The sequence below is a fragment of the Enterobacter sp. 148H3 genome (assembly GCF_034107425.1).
In the GTDB taxonomy this organism is placed as follows: Bacteria; Pseudomonadota; Gammaproteobacteria; order Enterobacterales; family Enterobacteriaceae; genus Enterobacter; species Enterobacter vonholyi.
Genome location: NZ_JAWNEI010000013.1, coordinates 44,185 through 64,623, shown reverse-complemented (window position 1 = coordinate 64,623; position 20,439 = coordinate 44,185). Strand labels below are relative to the sequence as shown.

Genomic DNA, 20,439 nt, shown 5'->3' with positions numbered 1-20,439 from the left:
GGATGAGATAAGGTGAAATGCAGCAATGGCTTTTTAAAATTAGGTGAAAGCGATGGAATACCTTATTGATGATATCGACCGGCAAATTTTAGCCTGCATGGTTGAGGATGCGCGCATGTCGTTGAAGGTGCTCAGCGGCCGCATCGGTCTGACGTCTCCCAGCACGGCAGAACGTCTTAAAAGGCTGGAAGAGCGCGGTGTGATTGAGGGTTATGGTGCACGGGTGAACCTGGCGGCGCTGGGGTATACGCTGCAGGCGCTGGTGCGCGTGCGGCCTTTGCCGGGGTTGTTGCATAAGGTGGATAAGTATATTCAGGCGATGCCGGAGTGTATTGAGAGCGACAAGGTGACCGGGGAGGACTGCTTTGTCATCAGGCTGGTGGTGCGGTCAATCGAACAGCTTGATGCGCTGCTGGATGGGCTGGCGGAACATGCCCAGTGTAATACGTCGATTGTGAAAAGTTCACCGGTCAGGCGTCGTTTGCCGCCGATCTAGCCCTTTTTCGCCGGGTGGCGGCTGCGCCTTACCCGGCCTACAGAGGCGGATTCGGTTGAGTGTTTGGTTTTAATATGACTTGGGATGTTGCTGGAAGTGATGGTGGCGGGGGAAGGATTACTCGGCGCGTTGCGCCTCGCCCTTCGGGTCGTTGCCTGCGGCAACGCTTTCTCGCTGCGCTCGAATCGAATCTTAGTCGAAGCTTCTCATCCTTCCCCTTGCGGAAATACATGATGCACGGTGCGAGCTGAATGTTAAGTGTCGTTTGAAAGTGATGGTGGTGGGGGAAGGATTCGAACCTTCGAAGTCGATGACGGCAGATTTACAGTCTGCTCCCTTTGGCCGCTCGGGAACCCCACCACGGGGTAATGCTTTTTTTACTGGCCTGCTTCCTGCTGGAAGCGGGGCGCATCATATCAAATGAGACGCCCCTGTAAAGCATTCCTTTAGGGAAATGAAGCTGTTTGCCTGCTTTTTATCCGTAAAGGCGCAAAGCTAATCAATTCATTTTCCGAAAGATTAAAGAATGATGGTTCTGTTGCCATAGACAAAGACACGCTGCGCCAGCACCTGATATAGCGCGCGGCTTAACACATTCTTCTCAACGTCACGCCCTGCACGCATCATGTCCTCAGCGGTGTAAGTGTGATCCACATGAATCACGTCCTGCATGATGATGGGACCTTCGTCCAGGTTGTCATTCACGTAGTGGGCTGTCGCGCCAATAATCTTCACGCCACGCTCGTACGCCTGGTGGTATGGACGCGCACCAATAAAGGCCGGCAGGAACGAGTGGTGAATGTTGATGATCTTGTTCGGGAAACGCGCCACGAAAGATGGCGTTAACACGCGCATGTATTTCGCCAGCACCACGTAGTCCGGGTTATGCGCTTCAATGGCCTGGGCCATCAAATCGTCGTGTTCTTCACGCGTATGGCCTTCGTGGCTGACCAGCTCGAAAGGAATATCAAAGCGTTCGACCAGCGTGCGCAGCGTCTCGTGGTTGCCAATAACGGCAGCAATTTCGACGTCCAGACCGCCGTAGTTTGCTTTCATCAGCAGGTCGCCAAGACAGTGTGCTTCTTTGGTCACCAGGATCACGATGCGGCGTCGACCGGCTGGGGTCAGTTCGCGCACGGAACCTTCCGGAAGCGCGCTGTCCAGATCGGCCAGCAGAGTGGTGTCGTTGAAAATACCTTCCAGTTCGGTACGCATAAAGAAGCGGCCGGTACGGTGGTCAACGAACTCGTTGTTCTGCACGATATTCAGTTCATGTTTATAGCAAATGTTGGTAATTCGTGCGATCAGCCCTTTTTGATCGGGACAGATGGTGCGCAGAACTTTACGTTGTAATGATTGCATCGCCGGTAAATCCTGTTTGTATTTGCGAAATCTGGGTTGTCAGGCATTACTGCCCGCAACACTTTTTGAATTTTTTACCTGAACCACACGGGCAGGGATCGTTACGACCAAACTGTGGGCGCGTTCCGTCAATATAATACCACTGCCCGCTTTCCTTTAAGAACCGGGAACGTTCGATAATGGCCCCCGGTTTATTATTCTCGTTAAAACGGGCTACAAAGCTGACGTAACCTTCATCAACATGACTGCCAGTTGAGGATTCATAGACGGTGAGGCCGAGCCACTGCGTGTTCGCGAAGCCGGCTTCGATGTCCTTTCTGAATTCGGCAGCGTGGCAGGAGGGATGCCAGGTTTTAATCAGGTAGTCTGCGTCTTTGATCACAAAAGCGGTGTAACGTGAACGCATGAGGTGTGACGGGTCTGGTGCAACCTGATCGCCAGACAGATATCGCTGGCAACATAGGCTATACTCCAGAGCGCTACCACAAGGGCAGAGTTGAGACACGATTCTCTTCCTGGAACAAAAAATAAAGGCGTAAAACGCTTCGGGTAGCACTATGTTAACTGAGCTGTTGCGTTGACGCTATGTCAGGAATCCAGGGGAAGTAAAACAGGGCTAATGAGAAAGGTTAAAATTGGACTGGCGCTGGGCTCAGGTGCAGCCCGGGGATGGTCACACATCGGCGTGATTAATGCCTTAAACAAGATGGGCATTGACGTAGATATTGTCGCAGGATGTTCAATCGGATCGCTTGTCGGATCCGCTTACGCGTGCGGAAAGCTTACGGAACTCGAGACTTGGGTGCGTTCCTTCAGCTACTGGGACGTGCTGCGTCTGATGGACCTCTCCTGGCAGCGTGGTGGACTGTTGCGCGGCGAACGTGTTTTTAACCAGTTCCGCCAGGTTATGCCTCTCGAAGACTTCACTGATTGTCAGATGCCTTTCGGCGCCGTCGCGACGAACCTCAGTACAGGACGCGAACTTTGGCTAACCGAAGGGGATATCCATCTTGCCGTGCGCGCCTCCTGCAGTATGCCGGGGCTCATGGCGCCTGTCCCACACAACGGTTACTGGCTTGTCGATGGTGGCGTCGTTAACCCGGTTCCCATTTCTCTGACCCGTGCAATGGGGGCGGATATCGTGATTGCCGTCGATCTGCAGCACGATGCCCACCTGATGCAACAGGACCTCATGCCGGTCAATCTGCAGAGCGAAGATGCCGAGGACGAGAAACTGGCCTGGCACGAGCGCCTGCGCGGCAGAATCGGGCGTATGGCCGCGCGACGCTCGGTTACCGCGCCGACGGCGATAGAAATCATGACCACGTCAATACAGGTACTCGAGAATCGCCTTAAACGTAACCGTATGGCAGGCGACCCTCCGGATATCCTTATTCAGCCGTACTGTCCGCAAATCTCTACTCTTGATTTCCATCGGGCTGAGGCCGCCATCGCAGCGGGCTCGTTAGCCGTCGAAAAGAAAATAGACGAATTGTTGCCTTTTGTGCAGACCGCACGTTAAGCACCTTTTTTTGACTACTTCAGCAAAATCTGACAGGCGATAGTGCCGATCGCATGCCACTATTTAGTTACTGTCAGCCAGGGGAGGAACCATGACGCAGCCATTGGCCGGAAAACACATTTTGATTGTTGAAGACGAGCCCGTTTTCCGATCGCTACTGGATTCGTGGTTATCCTCGCTGGGCGCAGTGACGTCACTGGCTGAAGATGGCATCGATGCCCTGGAAAAAATGATCGGCATTACGCCCGATTTGATGATTTGCGACATAGCGATGCCGCGCATGAATGGACTGAAGCTGGTTGAACATCTGCGTAACGAAGGTAACCAGACGCCGATTCTGGTGATCTCTGCCACAGAGAATATGGCGGATATTGCCAAAGCATTACGTCTTGGCGTCCAGGATATTCTGCTTAAACCGGTCAAGGATCTGAACCGGCTGCGTGAAACGGTCCTGGCGTGCCTTTATCCCAATATGTTTAATTCCCGAGTAGAGGAAGAGGAGCGTCTTTTCCAGGACTGGGATGCCCTGGTGAGTAATCCGCCTGCTGCGGCGAAACTATTGCAAGAGCTCCAGCCGCCCGTGCAGCAAACTATTTCACACTGTCGCGTAAATTATCGCCAGCTGGTAGCGGCTGACCAGCCAGGACTGGTGCTGGATATCGCACCTTTATCTGATACCGACCTTGCGTTTTATTCTCTGGATGTCACCCGGGCAGGGGATAACGGTGTATTAGCCGCGTTACTTCTTCGCGCGCTATTTAATGGTTTGTTGCAGGAACAGTTATCGCATCAGGGACAACGGCTACCGGAGTTAGGCAGTTTACTCAAACAAGTAAACCAGCTTTTTCGTCAGGCCAATTTACCTGGACAGTTCCCGCTTCTGGTCGGCTATTACCACAGCGGTTTAAAAAATCTGATCCTTGTCTCAGCAGGTCTCAACGCTTCACTGAATACCGGTGAACATCATATTCAGGTGAGTAACGGCGTGCCGCTTGGGACAATGGGAACGGCTTATCTTAATCAAATTAGCCACCGCTGTTCCTCCTGGCAGTGCCAAATTTGGGGCGCCGGGGGACGGCTACGCTTAATGTTGTCCACGGAATAAGCAATTGGATCTTAATTTTAAGATTGCTTTACCTGTGTTTTACGGGGAGTGCTACTATCGCTGCCCAGATTCATGCGTATTTGTCCTAATTGATCGGCAACGCGTTCTTTTCAGACCCGGACTGCGGGGCGAGGCTGATATACTCAACGCGTTATTTATTGCATAAAAGTTCAAAACTTGAACAGCTCAGGAGAATTTGAATGGCTGCCCTAAATTCGAAAGTCAGAAAGGCCGTTATCCCGGTAGCGGGATTGGGGACCAGGATGTTACCAGCAACTAAGGCGATTCCTAAAGAGATGCTGCCTCTGGTTGATAAGCCATTAATCCAGTATGTCGTTAATGAATGTATCGCAGCCGGCATCACTGAAATTGTGCTGGTTACGCATTCATCTAAAAACTCTATCGAAAACCATTTCGATACAAGCTTTGAACTTGAAGCCATGCTGGAAAAGCGTGTTAAGCGTCAGCTCTTAGAAGAAGTTCAATCTATTTGCCCTCCACACGTCACCATTATGCAGGTTCGTCAGGGCCTGGCTAAAGGTCTGGGCCACGCTGTTATGTGCGCGCATCCTGTTGTAGGTGATGAGCCTGTAGCGGTAATTCTGCCTGACGTAATTCTGGACGAATACGAATCCGATCTTTCTCAGGATAACCTGGCTGAAATGATCAAACGTTTCGACGAAACCGGCAGTAGCCAGATTATGGTTGAGCCTGTTGAAGACGTAACGGCATACGGTGTGGTTGACTGCAAAGGCGTTAACCTTGAGCCGGGCGAAAGTGTGCCAATGGTTGGTGTCGTAGAGAAGCCTAAAGCCGACGTAGCGCCTTCAAACCTTGCCGTTGTAGGTCGCTATGTCCTGAGTGCTGAAATCTGGCCTCTGCTGGCTAAAACGCCTCCAGGAGCGGGTGATGAGATCCAGCTGACGGATGCCATCGATATGCTGATCGAGAAAGAGACCGTTGAGGCCTACCATATGAAAGGTAAGAGCCATGACTGCGGTAATAAGCTCGGTTATATGCAGGCGTTTGTTGAATATGGTATCCGCCACAATACCCTTGGTGAAGAATTTAAAACCTGGCTCAAAGAGAGCGTAGGTATTAAGAAATAAGCCACGGTTGTAAATGTTCGAAACCGGTGAGGCATTGCCCACCGGTTTTTTTATGCCCATAACACTCCCAAAAACCTGTCTGAAAGTACAGTCGATGAAATTGCTAAATAATGCTTTATGACAGAGTGTAAGAGGATGTATGCGACAAATTTAGGTTAAAAAAAATCCCGCAATATGCGGGATTTTTCTGAATATGGCTCGATTAATCCTTGATCAGGAAGTCGTCCAGCTGTTTACCCTGCTCATCCATCGCTTTCTTGATTACAGCAGGAGTACGACCCTGGCCAGTCCAGGTTTTAGTTTCGCCGTTCTCGTCAACGTAGCTATATTTAGCAGGACGTGCCGCACGCTTGGCTTTAGTACCGGTTTTAGCGGCAGCCATGCTGTTCAGCAATTCATTTGGATCGATACCATCAGCAATCAGCATTTCACGATATTGCTGCAGTTTACGAGTACGCTCTTCGATTTCAGCCGCTGCAGCGCTTTCTTCTTCGCGACGTTCATTAACTACAACTTCTAATTTTTCCAGCATTTCTTCAAGCGTTTCGAGGGTGCATTCTCTTGCCTGCGCACGAAGAGTACGGATGTTGTTCAGAATTTTAAGTGCTTCGCTCATTGTAGTAATCTCAAACTTATAATGGGGGGTGGTTTGTTGACCTAATAATAGAGCCATAAATTCAGTTGTGCAATAGCCAGGAATGTAAGGAATTCAAAAAATACTAAATAATGGCGCTATTATTAATTACGCTAACTTAAATTTCACCGCCCAGCAGTCTCGGTTGTTATCACCGGAAGCTGCTTAACCCGGTCGATTGTGTCTTTTTTTTGTGACATTTCCCGCAGGAATTATAGTTGCGGCGGAGAAATATCAGCCTTTTGTATTAGTTCCCCTCCGTGATGTTAAGACTGAAATAGTTAATAAATAGTGAATTTTAATGAACGGGGATTCCACTATAAAAAGCAGTGTTATGTTTTGCTGAACATATAACATATTGGCCGAGGAGAGGGTGTTTACTACATGTTTTAACGGGCTATTTTCATAAAAAGAAGGTTGTAAACTCCTCGCTGAAACGCTTCCCCTGTGTGCTACATCGCTGATGACCAGACAAAATATGGTACAATGACTCATCGGGAATATTACACATTGATTAGGGTTTTACGGCCAATGGCACAACTTTATTTCTACTATTCGGCAATGAATGCCGGGAAATCCACCGCGTTGCTGCAATCCTCGTACAATTACCAGGAGCGCGGGATGCGAACCGTTGTTTATACGGCTGAAATTGACGATCGCTTTGGTGCAGGGAAGGTGAGCTCAAGAATAGGACTCTCGTCGCCTGCGAGGCTTTTTAACCCGAAAACCGATCTGTTTGAAGACATTCATGCAGAACATGCTGCACAGCCGATTCACTGTGTCCTGGTCGATGAGAGCCAGTTTCTGACGCGTGAACAGGTATATGCCCTGTCAGAAGTGGTCGATGAGCTTGATATCCCCGTTCTTTGTTACGGTCTGCGCACGGATTTTCGCGGTGAGCTGTTTGCCGGGAGTCAGTATTTGCTCGCCTGGTCGGATAAACTCGTCGAATTAAAAACGATCTGCTTCTGCGGTCGCAAAGCCAGTATGGTGCTTCGTCTTGACCAGGCCGGTAAACCTTATGCAGATGGTGAGCAGGTGGTGATAGGCGGTAATGAACGCTATGTTTCGGTCTGCCGTAAGCATTATAAAGAAGCGTTGTCTGTAGGCTCGCTGACGGCGATTCAGCACGACAACAGAAAATAATGTCAGTCTTGTTATTCAGACATAAAAAAACCCGCCAATAAGGCGGGTTTTTCATCTGCTGCTGTCAATTAAGCGCTTTTCTTCGCTTTCTTGTCAGCTTTGATGACAGGAACTTCTGTTTTCACAGCGGCAACATCACCTTCTTTGAACTCACGACCATAGTAGGTATCCAGCAGAATCTGTTTCAGCTCGGAGATCAGTGGGTAGCGCGGGTTAGCACCAGTACACTGGTCATCGAAGGCATCTTCAGACAGCTTATCTACATGAGCGAGGAAGTCAGCTTCCTGAACGCCTGCTTCACGGATAGATTTAGGAATACCCAGCTCAGCTTTCAGGCTTTCCAGCCATGCCAGCAGTTTCTCAATCTTCGCAGCAGTACGGTCGCCCGGTGCGCTCAGACCAAGGTGGTCAGCGATTTCAGCATAGCGACGACGTGCTTGTGGACGGTCGTACTGGCTGAAAGCAGTCTGTTTAGTTGGGTTGTCGTTAGCGTTATAACGGATAACGTTGCTGATCAACAGGGCGTTCGCCAGACCGTGAGGAATGTGGAACTGTGAACCCAGTTTGTGCGCCATTGAGTGGCAAACACCCAGGAAGGCGTTGGCAAACGCGATACCGGCGATGGTTGCTGCGCTGTGAACGCGTTCACGTGCTACTGGGTTTTTAGACCCTTCATTGTAGGACGCTGGCAGGTTTTCTTTCAGCAGTTTCAAAGCCTGCAGAGCCTGACCGTCAGAGAACTCAGATGCCAGTACAGAAACGTAGGCTTCCAGGGCGTGAGTTACCGCATCCAGACCACCGAAAGCACACAGTGACTTAGGCATTTCCATGACCAGGTTTGCATCAACGATAGCCATGTCTGGGGTCAGCGCGTAGTCAGCCAGTGGGTATTTCTGACCTGTCGCATCGTCTGTTACTACCGCAAATGGTGTAACTTCTGAACCGGTACCGGAAGTAGTGGTTACCGCGATCATTTTGGCTTTTACGCCCATTTTCGGGAACTTGTAGATACGTTTACGGATATCCATAAAGCGCAGCGCCAGTTCTTCGAAGTGGGTTTCAGGGTGCTCGTACATGACCCACATGATTTTCGCGGCATCCATTGGGGAACCACCGCCCAGTGCGATAATCACATCTGGTTTGAAGGAATTAGCCAGCTCAGCACCTTTACGTACAACGCTCAGGGTAGGGTCAGCTTCAACTTCAAAGAACACTTCAGTTTCAACGCCAGCCGCTTTCAGCACAGAGGTAATCTGGTCAGCGTAGCCGTTGTTGAACAGGAAACGGTCAGTCACGATGAGCGCACGTTTGTGGCCATCAGTAATCACTTCATCCAGCGCGATTGGCAGTGAGCCACGGCGGAAGTAGATAGATTTCGGAAGTTTGTGCCACAACATGTTTTCAGCTCGCTTAGCAACGGTTTTCTTGTTGATCAGATGTTTTGGACCAACGTTTTCAGAGATGGAGTTACCACCCCAGGAACCACAACCCAGAGTCAGGGAAGGTGCGAGTTTGAAGTTGTAAAGGTCACCGATACCACCCTGGGAAGCAGGGGTGTTGATCAGGATACGCGCAGTTTTCATCATCTGACCGAAGTGAGCGACGCGTTCTGGCTGGTTATCCTGGTCGGTGTACAGGCAAGACGTGTGACCGATACCGCCCATGGCAACCAGCTTCTCAGCTTTCTCTACCGCGTCTTCGAAATCTTTCGCACGGTACATGGCAAGCGTAGGAGACAGTTTTTCGTGTGCAAACGGCTCGCTCTCGTCGACAACTTTCACTTCACCGATCAGGATTTTGGTTGTAGCCGGGACGGTAAAGCCTGCAAGTTCAGCGATTTTGTACGCTGGCTGACCCACGATAGCGGCGTTCAGCGCGCCATTTTTCAGGATAATGTCCTGAACTGCTTTCAGCTCTTTGCCCTGCAGCAGGTAGCCGCCGTGGCTGGCGAAACGTTCACGAACTGCGTCGTAAACAGAGTCTACGACAACAACAGACTGTTCAGATGCACAGATAACGCCGTTATCGAAGGTTTTAGACATCAGTACAGACGCAACGGCTCGTTTGATGTCAGCGGTTTCGTCGATAACAACAGGGGTGTTACCGGCGCCAACACCGATCGCTGGTTTACCGGAACTGTATGCAGCTTTAACCATGCCAGGACCACCGGTCGCCAGAATCAGGTTAATGTCCGGGTGATGCATCAGCGCATTGGAGAGCTCAACGGAAGGTTGGTCGATCCAGCCAATCAGATCTTTTGGTGCACCAGCTGCGATCGCCGCCTGCAGGACGATATCCGCAGCTTTGTTAGTCGCGTCTTTCGCACGTGGATGTGGAGAGAAGATGATTGCGTTACGGGTCTTCAGGCTAATCAGTGATTTGAAGATAGCTGTAGACGTTGGGTTAGTGGTCGGAACAATACCGCAGATAATGCCGATAGGTTCAGCGATAGTGATGGTACCGAAGGTGTCGTCTTCGGACAGCACGCCACAGGTTTTCTCATCTTTATAGGCGTTGTAGATATACTCGGAAGCGAAGTGGTTTTTAATCACTTTATCTTCCACGATACCCATGCCGGATTCGGCAACGGCCATTTTAGCGAGAGGGATTCGAGCATCTGCAGCAGCCAGTGCGGCCGCGCGGAAGATTTTATCAACCTGTTCTTGGGTGAAATTGGCATATTCACGCTGGGCTTTTTTAACGCGCTCGACGAGGGCGTTCAGTTCAGCGATATTAGTAACAGCCATAATGCTCTCCTGATAATGTTTAAACTCTTTTAGTAAACCAGCGCTCGATACGTCACACAGTATAGACAGAGCCGATACGACTTGCGTAACACAAAGTAAAACAAAGAGTTACTTTCTGCATCAGCACACTAATTTACTAAAAGAGCCTTACCTTAGCATCATCCCTTTTTGTCAGGTGACCTCCCTGGGGGTGTAACCAAGATTACTCACTTCTGAGTACTGAAATCATGATCTGTGTCAATTTTTCCCCAAGCTGATACCTTTCAGCAGGGTTATTTCTTTGAGATTTTTCCAGTGTTAAATAATTAAGTAAGTATTGGAAGCAGCACTATCATTGATTATACATCTGTTTAACATCCTGAAATGATAACGTTTTGGTACAGATTTCAAGTGAAGTATGCTGATAAAAAGGGTATCTTCAGCGCGATTTCTCACGACAAATTGTCAGTCCCGGGCATGTGTATAAGCGGAGCAAAACGTGATCCAAACGCTCTTTGATTTTCCAACGTATTTTAAATTTTTTATTGGTTTGTTTGCCCTGGTCAACCCGGTGGGGATCATTCCTGTCTTCATTAGTATGACGAGTTACCAGACGGCGGCGGCCAGGAACAAGACCAACCTTACCGCTAACCTGTCGGTCGCTATCATATTGCTGACCTCCCTTTTTCTTGGAGACACGATTCTTCAACTGTTCGGGATTTCAATCGATTCTTTCCGTATTGCGGGTGGGATCCTGGTGGTAACCATCGCTATGTCCATGATCAGCGGTAAGCTCGGCGAGGATAAGCAGAACAAGCAGGAGAAGTCAGAAACTGCCATCCGCGAAAGTATTGGCGTGGTGCCACTGGCCTTACCGCTCATGGCCGGTCCTGGTGCCATTAGTTCAACCATTGTCTGGGGGACGCGATACCATAGCCTGATGCACCTGATCGGTTTTTCCGTCGCAATTGCTATTTTTGCGCTCTGCTGTTGGGGAGTGTTCCGCATGGCGCCCTGGCTTGTACGCCTGTTGGGGCAGACGGGAATTAACGTCATAACGCGTATCATGGGCCTGCTGTTGATGGCGTTAGGGATTGAATTTATCGTGACGGGAATTAAAAGTATTTTCCCCGGTTTGCTGCACTGATATTTCGTATGAAAGAACGGAGCAACGGCTCCGTTTTTTTACGTCATTATCAGTAAATCCTATAACTAAAGTTGAAATGCTCACATATCATAATAAATTCTACTAATAATGTTCATTACTTGTATTTCAATAAGTTATTAATCCCCCTAAAACCCGCCTGCACAGAAAATCTTCGATCGCTCTGTTATTTTACTCACATGATACTCTGGGGCTTGCTGAGAGATAACCGAAATGATATTAGTAATTTCAACATTCCCCTAGATGAATGTGCTAAATAATAACCAGTTGTTAAATTTTTGTACAAAATCACTCGATGATAGCGCAGCGACGCGCTTGTAGAGAAAGTTTTCTCTATCCTATTGAATGTCATGTTTTTTAGTGATGTTCGATGTCCGGCAAGGCTGCCCTCAACGATACGGCACTCACCGTAAAAGAGAATTGCTTAACAAATTTGCAAAATGTATTGGCGCACGTTTACGCCATTTGATACTTTCCGGCCTAATATTTTGCAGCATAAAACAAGCAGATGAGAATTATTTTCATATGGTTCTCATCTCAGATATCCAGCCCAGGCCTCAAACAGGGGAGGCCTGTAAAGAATCGACGCAAGACGGCCATACGAGCGGTCAGTAATAAAAAAGTCGGTGATAGCAAGCAGTAAAAGAAGAACCTGACAGCAGCAAAAAAAACTCCTGCGCTGTACAGGCCCCAACAGGGGATTACACAGCTGGCGAAGGCCAGTCATTATAATGAGTGGAGTACCAACACAATGTCCATCATCACAAAAAAAAATCTGGTAGCGGCGGGGATTTTAACTGCGCTAATCGCGGGCAACGCTGCAATGGCTGCGGACGTTCCTGCAGGTGTTCAACTGGCTGAGAAACAGACGCTGGTGCGTAACAACGGTGCGGAAGTTCAGTCTCTTGACCCGCACAAAATTGAAGGTGTTCCTGAGTCTAACGTTAACCGCGACCTGTTCGAAGGCCTGCTGGTGACAGACGTAGACGGCCACCCGGCACCGGGTGTCGCAGAAAAATGGGAAAACAAAGATTTCAAAGTCTGGACCTTCCATCTGCGTAAGGATGCGAAATGGTCCGACGGTACGCCGGTCACGGCTGAAGATTTCGTTTATAGCTGGCAGCGTCTGGCGAATCCTACTACCGCCTCTCCGTATGCGAGCTACCTGCAATATGGCCACATCGCCAATATTGATGACATCATCGCGGGCAAAAAACCAATCACCGATCTGGGCGTTAAAGCGATCGATGCCAATACCTTCGAAGTGACGTTGAGCGAACCTGTTCCGTACTTCTATAAGCTGCTGGTTCACCCGTCCGTCTCCCCGGTACCAAAATCTGCCGTGGAAAAATTTGGTGAGAAATGGACCCAGCCTGCCAATATCGTGACCAACGGTGCCTATAAGCTGAAAGACTGGGTGGTCAACGAGCGTATGGTGCTTGAGCGTAACCCGCAATACTGGGACAACGCTAAAACCGTTATTAATCAGGTGACCTACCTGCCAATTTCGTCCGAAGTGACTGACGTTAACCGCTACCGCAGCGGTGAAATCGACATGACCTATAACAACATGCCGATTGAACTGTTCCAGAAACTGAAGAAAGAGATCCCTAAAGAAGTTCACGTCGATCCGTACCTGTGCACCTATTACTATGAAATCAACAACCAGAAAGCACCGTTTACCGACGTACGTGTTCGTACCGCGCTGAAGCTGGCACTGGATCGCGATATCATCGTCAACAAAGTGAAAAACCAGGGCGATCTGCCTGCGTACAGCTATACCCCTCCATACACCGATGGCGCAAAACTGACCGAGCCAGACTGGTTCAAACAGACTCAGGAACAGCGTAACGCAGAAGCGAAGAAACTGCTGGCCGAAGCGGGCTACACCGCAGATAAGCCGCTAACCTTCAGCCTCTTGTACAACACCTCCGATCTGCACAAAAAACTGGCTATCGCCGTCGCCTCGATCTGGAAAAAGAACCTGGGCGCGAACGTGAAGCTGGAGAACCAGGAGTGGAAGACCTTCCTCGACAGCCGTCATCAGGGTACCTTTGACGTGGCGCGTGCTGGCTGGTGTGCGGACTATAACGAACCGACCTCCTTCCTGAACACCATGCTGAGTGACAGCTCAAACAATACCGCGCACTATAAGAGCCCGGCATTCGACAAGCTGATTGGCGACACGCTGAAAGCCACTGACGAAGCACAACGTACAGAACTGTACTCTAAAGCCGAGCAGCAGCTGGATAAAGATTCCGCGATCGTTCCGGTTTACTACTACGTTAACGCCCGTCTGGTGAAACCGTGGGTAGGTGGGTATACCGGTAAAGACCCGATGGATAATATCTACGTTAAAAACTTGTATATTATCAAGCATTAATGGCAATGAGTGGGGCGGGCTCGCTCGCCCCACGGTGTCTAACCAACGTCACACTATATAGGCACACGCCAGAAGGTACGGGCAATGTTGAAATTTATCCTACGTCGCTGTCTTGAAGCGATTCCAACGCTATTTATTCTTATCACGATTTCCTTCTTCATGATGCGCCTCGCGCCGGGAAGTCCATTTACCGGTGAGCGTACGCTGCCGCCAGAAGTCATGGCGAATATCGAAGCGAAATACCACTTAAACGATCCTATCTCTACCCAGTACTTCAATTACCTGAAGCAGCTGGCCCACGGTGATTTTGGACCGTCATTTAAATATAAAGACTATTCCGTTAACGACCTGGTGGCCTCCAGCTTCCCGGTTTCGGCGAAATTGGGTGCTGCGGCATTCATTCTGGCGATCGTTTTCGGGGTCACCGCAGGCGTTATCGCCGCGCTCAGACAAAATACCAAATGGGATTATGCCGTAATGGGGGTGGCGATGACCGGGGTAGTCATACCCAGCTTCGTTGTTGCGCCATTACTGGTGATGATATTTGCCATTACGCTGAAGTGGCTGCCTGGCGGCGGCTGGAACGGCGGGGCATTGAAGTTCATGATTTTGCCGATGGTGGCATTATCTCTGGCGTACATCGCCAGTATCGCGCGTATCACCCGAGGTTCAATGATCGAAGTGCTGCACTCGAACTTCATTCGTACCGCACGCGCTAAAGGGCTGCCGATGCGTCGGATTATCTTCCGCCACGCGCTTAAGCCGGCACTGTTGCCCGTGCTCTCCTACATGGGACCGGCATTCGTCGGGATCATTACCGGCTCGATGGTTATCGAAACAATTTACGGCCTGCCGGGCATCGGCCAGCTGTTTGTTAACGGCGCGCTTAACCGCGACTATTCGCTGGTACTGAGCCTGACTATTCTCGTCGGTGCGCTGACCATTCTCTTTAACGCTATCGTTGATGTCCTGTACGCCGTCATCGACCCGAAAATCCGTTACTAACTGGAGCACGCCATGATGTTGAGTAAGAAAAACAGCGAGGCGCTGGAAAACTTCAGTGAAAAACTGGAAGTGGAAGGTCGTAGCCTCTGGCAGGACGCGCGCCGTCGCTTTATGCACAACCGCGCGGCGGTTGCGAGTCTGGTGGTTCTGGTGATCATCGCGCTGTTTGTGACCCTGGCGCCGATGCTGTCGCAATTTACCTATTTCGACACCGACTGGGGCATGATGTCCAGCGCGCCGGATATGGAATCAGGCCACTATTTTGGCACGGACTCCTCAGGACGCGATCTGCTGGTGCGTGTCGCTATCGGTGGTCGTATCTCTCTTATGGTCGGTATTGCTGCCGCTCTGGTGGCGGTGATCGTGGGGACGCTCTATGGCTCACTGTCCGGCTACCTTGGCGGCAAAGTGGACTCGGTGATGATGCGTCTGCTTGAAATTCTGAACTCCTTCCCGTTTATGTTCTTCGTCATCCTGCTGGTGACCTTCTTTGGTCAGAATATCCTGTTGATCTTCGTTGCCATCGGGATGGTGTCATGGCTGGATATGGCGCGTATTGTTCGCGGCCAGACGCTGAGCCTCAAACGCAAAGAGTTTATCGAAGCGGCGCAGGTAGGCGGTGTCTCTACCGGGAATATCGTGGTTCGCCATATCGTTCCTAACGTGCTGGGCGTGGTGGTGGTCTATGCCTCACTGCTGGTGCCAAGCATGATCCTGTTTGAATCTTTCCTGAGTTTCCTGGGGCTCGGTACACAAGAGCCGCTGAGCAGCTGGGGCGCGCTGCTCAGCGATGGCGCAAACTCAATGGAAGTGTCTCCGTGGCTGCTGCTTTATCCGGCGGGTTTCCTGGTCGTTACCCTGTTTTGTTTTAACTTTATCGGCGATGGCCTGCGTGATGCCCTCGACCCGAAAGACCGTTAAGGAGCGCCGTCATGACAATTATTGAAACGGCAACCGCGCCACAGGCGCAGCAGCGGAGCGACCTTCTGCTGGACGTAAAAGATCTTCGCGTCACCTTTAAGACTCCGGACGGGGATGTGACCGCCGTGAACGATCTCAACTTTAACCTGCGCGCGGGTGAAACGCTCGGCATCGTCGGTGAATCCGGATCCGGGAAATCTCAGACCGCCTTTGCTTTAATGGGCCTGTTGGCAGCAAACGGTGTGATTGGGGGCTCCGCGAAATTCAACGGTCGTGAAATCCTTAACCTGCCGGAGCAAGAGCTGAACAAGCTGCGCGCCGAACAGATCTCGATGATTTTCCAGGATCCGATGACTTCTCTGAACCCGTACATGCGCGTTGGTGAGCAGCTGATGGAAGTCCTGATGCTGCACAAAGGTCTGGGCAAAGCCGAAGCCTTTGAAGAGTCGGTCAAAATGCTCGATGCGGTGAAAATGCCGGAGGCACGCAAGCGCATGCGCATGTTCCCGCACGAGTTCTCTGGCGGTATGCGTCAGCGCGTGATGATTGCGATGGCGCTGCTGTGTCGGCCAAAACTGCTGATTGCCGATGAACCCACTACCGCGCTGGACGTTACCGTTCAGGCGCAAATCATGACCCTGTTGAACGAGCTTAAGCGTGAGTTCAACACGGCGATTATCATGATTACCCACGACCTGGGCGTAGTGGCGGGCATCTGTGACAAAGTGCTGGTGATGTACGCCGGGCGAACGATGGAATATGGCAAAGCGCGCGATGTCTTCTATCAGCCAGCTCACCCGTACTCCATTGGCCTGCTGAACGCGGTGCCGCGTCTTGATGCGGAAGGGGAATCCCTGCTCACCATTCCTGGCAACCCGCCAAACCTGCTGCGCCTGCCGAAAGGCTGTCCGTTCCAGCCGCGCTGCCCGCACGCGATGGAAATCTGCAACAGCGCTCCGCCGCTGGAAGAGTTTGCACCAGGCCGTCTGCGCGCCTGCTTTAAGCCGCAGGAGGAGCTGGTATGAACGCATTAGATGAAAAACGCAACGTGCTGCTCGAAATTGCTGACCTAAAGGTGCATTTCGACATTAAAGACGGAAAACAGTGGTTCTGGCAGCCGTCGAAGACCCTGAAAGCGGTGGATGGCGTTACGCTGCGCCTGTACGAAGGGGAAACCCTGGGCGTGGTCGGAGAGTCCGGCTGCGGTAAATCGACCTTTGCGCGCGCCATTATCGGTCTGGTAAAAGCGACCGACGGCAAAGTGGCCTGGCTGGGTAAAGATCTGCTGGGCATGAAACCCGACGAGTGGCGCGAGGTGCGCAGCGATATCCAGATGATTTTCCAGGATCCGCTGGCATCCCTTAACCCGCGTATGACCATCGGCGAGATTATTGCCGAGCCGCTGCGGACCTATCATCCGAAGATGTCTCGTCAGGAAGTGCGCGATCGCGTTAAGGCGATGATGATGAAAGTCGGCCTGTTGCCTAACCTCATCAACCGCTACCCGCACGAATTCTCCGGCGGCCAGTGCCAGCGTATTGGTATCGCCCGTGCGCTGATCCTCGAACCGAAGCTGATTATCTGCGACGAGCCGGTTTCCGCGCTGGACGTGTCCATTCAGGCACAGGTGGTTAACCTGCTGCAGAAGCTGCAGCGTGAAATGGGGCTGTCGCTGATCTTCATCGCGCATGACCTGGCCGTAGTGAAACACATTTCAGACCGCGTGCTGGTGATGTATCTGGGTCACGCCGTGGAGCTGGGTACCTATGACGAGGTGTACCACAATCCGCTGCACCCTTACACCAAAGCGCTGATGTCCGCTGTGCCAATCCCCGATCCGGATCTGGAAAAGAATAAGACCATCCAGCTGCTGGAAGGTGAATTGCCCTCACCGATTAACCCACCGTCGGGCTGCGTCTTCCGCACGCGCTGCCCAATGGCCGGGCCGGAATGTGCAAAAACGCGTCCAGTTCTGGAAGGCAGTTTCCGACATGCGGTTTCCTGCCTGAAAGTAGACCCGTTATAATCGCAAGGGCTGACATGATGTCAGCCCTTATTTTTTGCGAGGTTACTGTGTCGCGTTTATTAACGTCAGCCCGTCGGCGGCTTTATCATTTTTTATTCGATCCTGAAACGGTATCCGGACGTCGCTTCGAAGGTCTTTGCGGTTTATTTGCGCTTCTCAGCGTGGTCGTCATCTTTATTGAATCGGGTGCCGGGACGCAATATCACCTGACGTTTGACGAATGGCACATCTTTGTCTGGCTTGAGCTGGCGATTACCCTGGTTTTTACCGCTGAATATCTCCTCCGGGTAATAGCCTGGCCCAACCCGGCCCGATATGTTTTCAGCTTCTGGGGATTTATTGATTTAGCCACCATTCTGCCGCTATACGTCATGTGGCTGTGGCCGGAAATCAGCCTGAGCTATGTCTTTGCCTGGCGAGCGATGCGCGTTATTCGCGTATTACGTATTCTGAAATTACTGCGTTTTATGCCCTCATTGCGCGTGTTCTGGAGTGCAATCGTCAGCGCACGGCATCAGCTCATTCTGTTCTACTCGTTTATTGCCATCGTCATGATTGTTTTCGGCGCGCTGATGTATTTAATAGAAGGTCCCAAATATGGCTTTACGACGCTCAATGCCTCCGTCTACTGGGCGATTGTGACCGTCACGACCGTGGGTTATGGTGATATTACTCCCCACACGCCGCTGGGCCGCATTGTGGCGTCAGTGCTGATTTTGATTGGCTATTCGGTGATTGCCATTCCGACTGGACTTATTACCACACACATGAGCAGCGCGTTTCAGAGCCGCAAGCAGCAGCGCAAGTGTCCTCATTGCCAGCAGGGTGAACATGATCACGACGCGCGGTTTTGTCATCGCTGTGGCAATAAATTGCCGGAGTAAATAAAAAAGGCTGCAATCGCAGCCTTTTTTATTATTCGCGCCAGAGTATATGGCACAGCTTATGGTCTTTCTCTCGACACAGCAGGACGCGAGCGAAAATATCGTTAATTTCGCCACCGTCTTCATCTGCCAGCCCAATCACCACTTCGGCAAAAAAGTCAGGGTTCAGGTCGAAATCCACATGCTCAGCCCAGTCTTCTGAAGGGTCAAACAGCTCGGCACCGCCGCGCTCTTCGAACTGCAGATTAAAAAGGATCACGTCTGCGGGATCGAGGTTATCAACCGCCAGTTCGAGAAAAATGTCATAGGCCTGCTCGAGCGTTTCGTCTTCGGTCAGGCGATTGTTCAGATCCATTTCCATGATGACTACCTGTTTAACATCGTTGGGCACGTTTTACAGCAACGGACTAAAGAAGTAAAACAGTCGTTCGGCAATTCTCTGCCACAGCGGACGTTTTACCCACAGTCTGGCATCCAGCAGACGCGAGCGGGAGATATAATCATCCTGCACCGCCGCGAGATCGCCGCCAAAGCCGGCATCATCAATGACCAGCGTGATTTCAAAGTTGAGCCACAGGCTGCGCATATCCAGGTTGACCGTGCCCACCAGGCTCAGCTCACCGTCGACGAGCACGCTCTTGGTGTGGAGCAATCCGCCTTCAAACTGGTAAATTTTCACCCCGGCGGCCAGCAGTTCGCTAAAGAATGCCCGGCTGGCCCAGCCCACCAGGAGAGAGTCATTTTTGCGCGGCAAAATGATGCTCACATCGACACCGCGCTGCGCGGCTGTACAGATGGCGTGCAGGAGGTCATCGCTGGGGACAAAGTAGGGCGTCGTCATGATCAGATATTCACGCGCCGAGTAGGTTGCCGTCAGCAGCGCCTGATGGATCAAGTCCTCCGGGAAGCCTGGCCCGGAAGCAATGGTATGAATGGTATGACCGCTGGCCTCCTCAAACGGCATAATATTGCCGTCCGGCGGCGGCGGCAGGATACGCTTGCCGGTTTCAATCTCCCAGTCGCAGGAATAAACGATGCCCATCGAGGTGGCAATCGGCCCCTCCATTCGCGCCATCAAATCAACCCATTGACCTACTCCTGAGTCCTGCTTGAAGAAGCGCGGGTCGACCATGTTCATGCTGCCGGTGTAGGCAATATAGTTATCGATCATGATCATTTTGCGATGCTGGCGGAGATCCATCCGGCGCAGAAACACGCGAAGGAGATTTACCTTCAACGCTTCGACCACTTCGATCCCGGCATTACGCATCATGCCTGCCCAGGGGCTGCGGAAAAATGCCACGCTACCCGCGGAGTCAAGCATCAGGCGGCAATGAATGCCGCGCCGCGCGGCGGCCATCAGCGACTCAGCGACCTGGTCAGCCATCCCGCCGGGCTGCCAGATATAAAAAACCATCTCGATATTATGACGAGCCAGCTGAATATCGCGGATTAACGCCTGCATGACGTCGTCAGACGAGGTCAGCAGCTGCAGTTGATTGCCCTTAACGCCGCCAATCCCCTGGCGGCGCTCGCACAGCTTAAACAGTGAGGAGGCGACGCTGCTGTTCTCCTCGGCAAAAATATGTTTGCAGGCTTTAAGATCGTTCAGCCACTTCGCGGTGGAGGGCCACATGGCACGGGCGCGCTCGGCACGGCGTTTACCAAGATGAAGCTCACCAAAAGAGAGATAGGCAATAATTCCCACCAGCGGGAGGATGTAAATGATCAGAAGCCAGGCCATGGCAGAGGGTACGGCTCTGCGCTTCATCAGGATGCGTAATGTCACACCCGCGATTAACAGCCAGTATCCCAGAATGACCAGCCAACTCACCACGGTGTAGAAGGTTGTCATAGGTAAAAAAATCCTTTTGAAAGCGTATTGTTATGAGTGTACGCATCAGGATTCATCTGGCAAATAAAAACGCCAGGTAAAAGCGCTGGTTTGCTGCCGG

The 20,439-nt window shown here is 51.3% G+C and carries 18 protein-coding genes, 1 tRNA gene and 1 other RNA gene; 12 read left to right on the top strand and 8 right to left on the bottom strand.

Going from position 1 to position 20,439, the window contains the following annotated elements; all coding sequences use genetic code 11:
• Positions 1-52: 52 nt before the first annotated feature.
• The gene (locus USH94_RS18015) at positions 53-496 is read left to right on the top strand and encodes an Lrp/AsnC family transcriptional regulator (protein ID WP_111965961.1); all 444 of its coding nucleotides are present in this window, start codon (positions 53-55) and stop codon (positions 494-496) included.
• A gap of 100 nt (positions 497-596) precedes the next feature.
• Here the strand turns inward: USH94_RS18015 and USH94_RS18010 are convergent.
• The 4 genes from USH94_RS18010 to USH94_RS17995 form a co-directional block, all read right to left on the bottom strand.
• A non-coding RNA gene (locus USH94_RS18010) (RtT sRNA) lies at positions 597-727 on the bottom strand.
• A 44-nt stretch (positions 728-771) separates the two neighbouring features.
• Positions 772-856 (bottom strand) — tRNA-Tyr (locus tag USH94_RS18005).
• A 159-nt stretch (positions 857-1,015) separates the two neighbouring features.
• Positions 1,016-1,858 (bottom strand): formyltetrahydrofolate deformylase, encoded by an 843-nt coding sequence (gene purU / locus USH94_RS18000; protein ID WP_023312104.1) that lies wholly within the window; start codon positions 1,856-1,858, stop codon positions 1,016-1,018.
• A 46-nt stretch (positions 1,859-1,904) separates the two neighbouring features.
• The gene (locus USH94_RS17995; protein ID WP_111965930.1) at positions 1,905-2,363 is read right to left on the bottom strand and encodes a YchJ family protein; all 459 of its coding nucleotides are present in this window, start codon (positions 2,361-2,363) and stop codon (positions 1,905-1,907) included.
• A 114-nt stretch (positions 2,364-2,477) separates the two neighbouring features.
• On the opposite strand from USH94_RS17995, the gene rssA reads away from it, so the two are divergent.
• The 3 genes from rssA (at position 2,478) to galU (ending at position 5,594) form a co-directional block, all read left to right on the top strand.
• Positions 2,478-3,380, top strand: a complete 903-nt coding sequence (gene rssA, locus USH94_RS17990) for a patatin-like phospholipase RssA (protein ID WP_111965931.1) — start codon at positions 2,478-2,480, stop codon at positions 3,378-3,380.
• A gap of 91 nt (positions 3,381-3,471) precedes the next feature.
• Complete coding sequence (gene rssB, locus USH94_RS17985; RefSeq protein WP_111965932.1) at positions 3,472-4,485, top strand: two-component system response regulator RssB; 1,014 nt, start codon at positions 3,472-3,474, stop codon at positions 4,483-4,485.
• A 200-nt stretch (positions 4,486-4,685) separates the two neighbouring features.
• A complete protein-coding gene (galU, locus tag USH94_RS17980; protein WP_008502780.1) occupies positions 4,686-5,594 on the top strand; it encodes a UTP--glucose-1-phosphate uridylyltransferase GalU in 909 nt (302 codons plus the stop codon).
• A gap of 202 nt (positions 5,595-5,796) precedes the next feature.
• Here galU and hns read toward each other — a convergent pair whose 3' ends face one another.
• Entirely contained in the window at positions 5,797-6,210 is a 414-nt protein-coding gene (gene hns, locus USH94_RS17975) for a histone-like nucleoid-structuring protein H-NS (RefSeq protein WP_008502781.1), read from the bottom strand.
• 549 nt (positions 6,211-6,759) lie between these two features.
• On the opposite strand from hns, the gene tdk reads away from it, so the two are divergent.
• The gene (tdk, locus tag USH94_RS17970) at positions 6,760-7,374 is read left to right on the top strand and encodes a thymidine kinase (RefSeq protein WP_111965933.1); all 615 of its coding nucleotides are present in this window, start codon (positions 6,760-6,762) and stop codon (positions 7,372-7,374) included.
• Positions 7,375-7,442: 68 nt separating this feature from the next.
• Here the strand turns inward: tdk and adhE are convergent, their stop codons facing one another.
• Positions 7,443-10,121 carry a bifunctional acetaldehyde-CoA/alcohol dehydrogenase gene (adhE, locus tag USH94_RS17965; RefSeq protein WP_059446810.1) on the bottom strand — a complete coding sequence of 893 codons (2,679 nt, stop codon included), beginning with the start codon at positions 10,119-10,121 and terminating at the stop codon, positions 7,443-7,445.
• Between the two features lie 478 nt (positions 10,122-10,599).
• Between adhE and USH94_RS17960 the strand changes: the two genes are divergently transcribed.
• The 7 genes from USH94_RS17960 to USH94_RS17930 all read left to right on the top strand — a co-directional run bounded on the left by USH94_RS17960 (position 10,600) and on the right by USH94_RS17930 (position 18,484).
• Positions 10,600-11,247, top strand: a complete 648-nt coding sequence (locus USH94_RS17960; protein ID WP_008502784.1) for a YchE family NAAT transporter — start codon at positions 10,600-10,602, stop codon at positions 11,245-11,247.
• A 769-nt stretch (positions 11,248-12,016) separates the two neighbouring features.
• Positions 12,017-13,648 (top strand): oligopeptide ABC transporter substrate-binding protein OppA, encoded by a 1,632-nt coding sequence (gene oppA, locus USH94_RS17955; RefSeq protein WP_111965934.1) that lies wholly within the window; start codon positions 12,017-12,019, stop codon positions 13,646-13,648.
• Between the two features lie 84 nt (positions 13,649-13,732).
• A complete protein-coding gene (gene oppB / locus USH94_RS17950) occupies positions 13,733-14,653 on the top strand; it encodes an oligopeptide ABC transporter permease OppB (RefSeq protein WP_008502786.1) in 921 nt (306 codons plus the stop codon).
• Between the two features lie 12 nt (positions 14,654-14,665).
• Positions 14,666-15,574 carry an oligopeptide ABC transporter permease OppC gene (gene oppC / locus USH94_RS17945; RefSeq protein ID WP_008502787.1) on the top strand — a complete coding sequence of 303 codons (909 nt, stop codon included), beginning with the start codon at positions 14,666-14,668 and terminating at the stop codon, positions 15,572-15,574.
• Between the two features lie 11 nt (positions 15,575-15,585).
• Positions 15,586-16,599, top strand: coding sequence for an ABC transporter ATP-binding protein (locus USH94_RS17940; protein ID WP_008502788.1), 1,014 nt, complete (start codon positions 15,586-15,588; stop codon positions 16,597-16,599).
• On the top strand, positions 16,596-17,600 hold the full coding sequence (gene oppF / locus USH94_RS17935) for a murein tripeptide/oligopeptide ABC transporter ATP-binding protein OppF (RefSeq protein WP_045404928.1): 1,005 nt from the start codon (positions 16,596-16,598) through the stop codon (positions 17,598-17,600). Before USH94_RS17940 ends, oppF begins: the two co-directional genes overlap by 4 nt.
• A gap of 14 nt (positions 17,601-17,614) precedes the next feature.
• Positions 17,615-18,484 (top strand): ion transporter, encoded by an 870-nt coding sequence (locus USH94_RS17930; protein ID WP_181574057.1) that lies wholly within the window; start codon positions 17,615-17,617, stop codon positions 18,482-18,484.
• A gap of 31 nt (positions 18,485-18,515) precedes the next feature.
• Here the strand turns inward: USH94_RS17930 and USH94_RS17925 are convergent, their stop codons facing one another.
• Both USH94_RS17925 and cls read right to left on the bottom strand, forming a co-directional pair.
• On the bottom strand, positions 18,516-18,845 hold the full coding sequence (locus USH94_RS17925; protein ID WP_006810881.1) for an HI1450 family dsDNA-mimic protein: 330 nt from the start codon (positions 18,843-18,845) through the stop codon (positions 18,516-18,518).
• A gap of 33 nt (positions 18,846-18,878) precedes the next feature.
• Positions 18,879-20,339, bottom strand: coding sequence for a cardiolipin synthase (cls, locus tag USH94_RS17920; protein WP_008502791.1), 1,461 nt, complete (start codon positions 20,337-20,339; stop codon positions 18,879-18,881).
• Positions 20,340-20,439 lie beyond the last annotated feature (100 nt).

Coding starts and splice junctions, on each gene's coding strand:
- USH94_RS18015 (WP_111965961.1), top strand. CDS start 53: ATGGAATACCTTATTGATGATATCGACCGGCAAATTTTAGCCTGCATG.
- purU (WP_023312104.1), bottom strand. CDS start 1,858: ATGCAATCATTACAACGTAAAGTTCTGCGCACCATCTGTCCCGATCAA.
- rssA (WP_111965931.1), top strand. CDS start 2,478: ATGAGAAAGGTTAAAATTGGACTGGCGCTGGGCTCAGGTGCAGCCCGG.
- rssB (WP_111965932.1), top strand. CDS start 3,472: ATGACGCAGCCATTGGCCGGAAAACACATTTTGATTGTTGAAGACGAG.
- galU (WP_008502780.1), top strand. CDS start 4,686: ATGGCTGCCCTAAATTCGAAAGTCAGAAAGGCCGTTATCCCGGTAGCG.
- hns (WP_008502781.1), bottom strand. CDS start 6,210: ATGAGCGAAGCACTTAAAATTCTGAACAACATCCGTACTCTTCGTGCG.
- tdk (WP_111965933.1), top strand. CDS start 6,760: ATGGCACAACTTTATTTCTACTATTCGGCAATGAATGCCGGGAAATCC.
- adhE (WP_059446810.1), bottom strand. CDS start 10,121: ATGGCTGTTACTAATATCGCTGAACTGAACGCCCTCGTCGAGCGCGTT.
- oppA (WP_111965934.1), top strand. CDS start 12,017: ATGTCCATCATCACAAAAAAAAATCTGGTAGCGGCGGGGATTTTAACT.
- oppB (WP_008502786.1), top strand. CDS start 13,733: ATGTTGAAATTTATCCTACGTCGCTGTCTTGAAGCGATTCCAACGCTA.
- oppC (WP_008502787.1), top strand. CDS start 14,666: ATGATGTTGAGTAAGAAAAACAGCGAGGCGCTGGAAAACTTCAGTGAA.
- USH94_RS17940 (WP_008502788.1), top strand. CDS start 15,586: ATGACAATTATTGAAACGGCAACCGCGCCACAGGCGCAGCAGCGGAGC.
- oppF (WP_045404928.1), top strand. CDS start 16,596: ATGAACGCATTAGATGAAAAACGCAACGTGCTGCTCGAAATTGCTGAC.
- USH94_RS17930 (WP_181574057.1), top strand. CDS start 17,615: ATGATGTCAGCCCTTATTTTTTGCGAGGTTACTGTGTCGCGTTTATTA.
- USH94_RS17925 (WP_006810881.1), bottom strand. CDS start 18,845: ATGGAAATGGATCTGAACAATCGCCTGACCGAAGACGAAACGCTCGAG.
- cls (WP_008502791.1), bottom strand. CDS start 20,339: ATGACAACCTTCTACACCGTGGTGAGTTGGCTGGTCATTCTGGGATAC.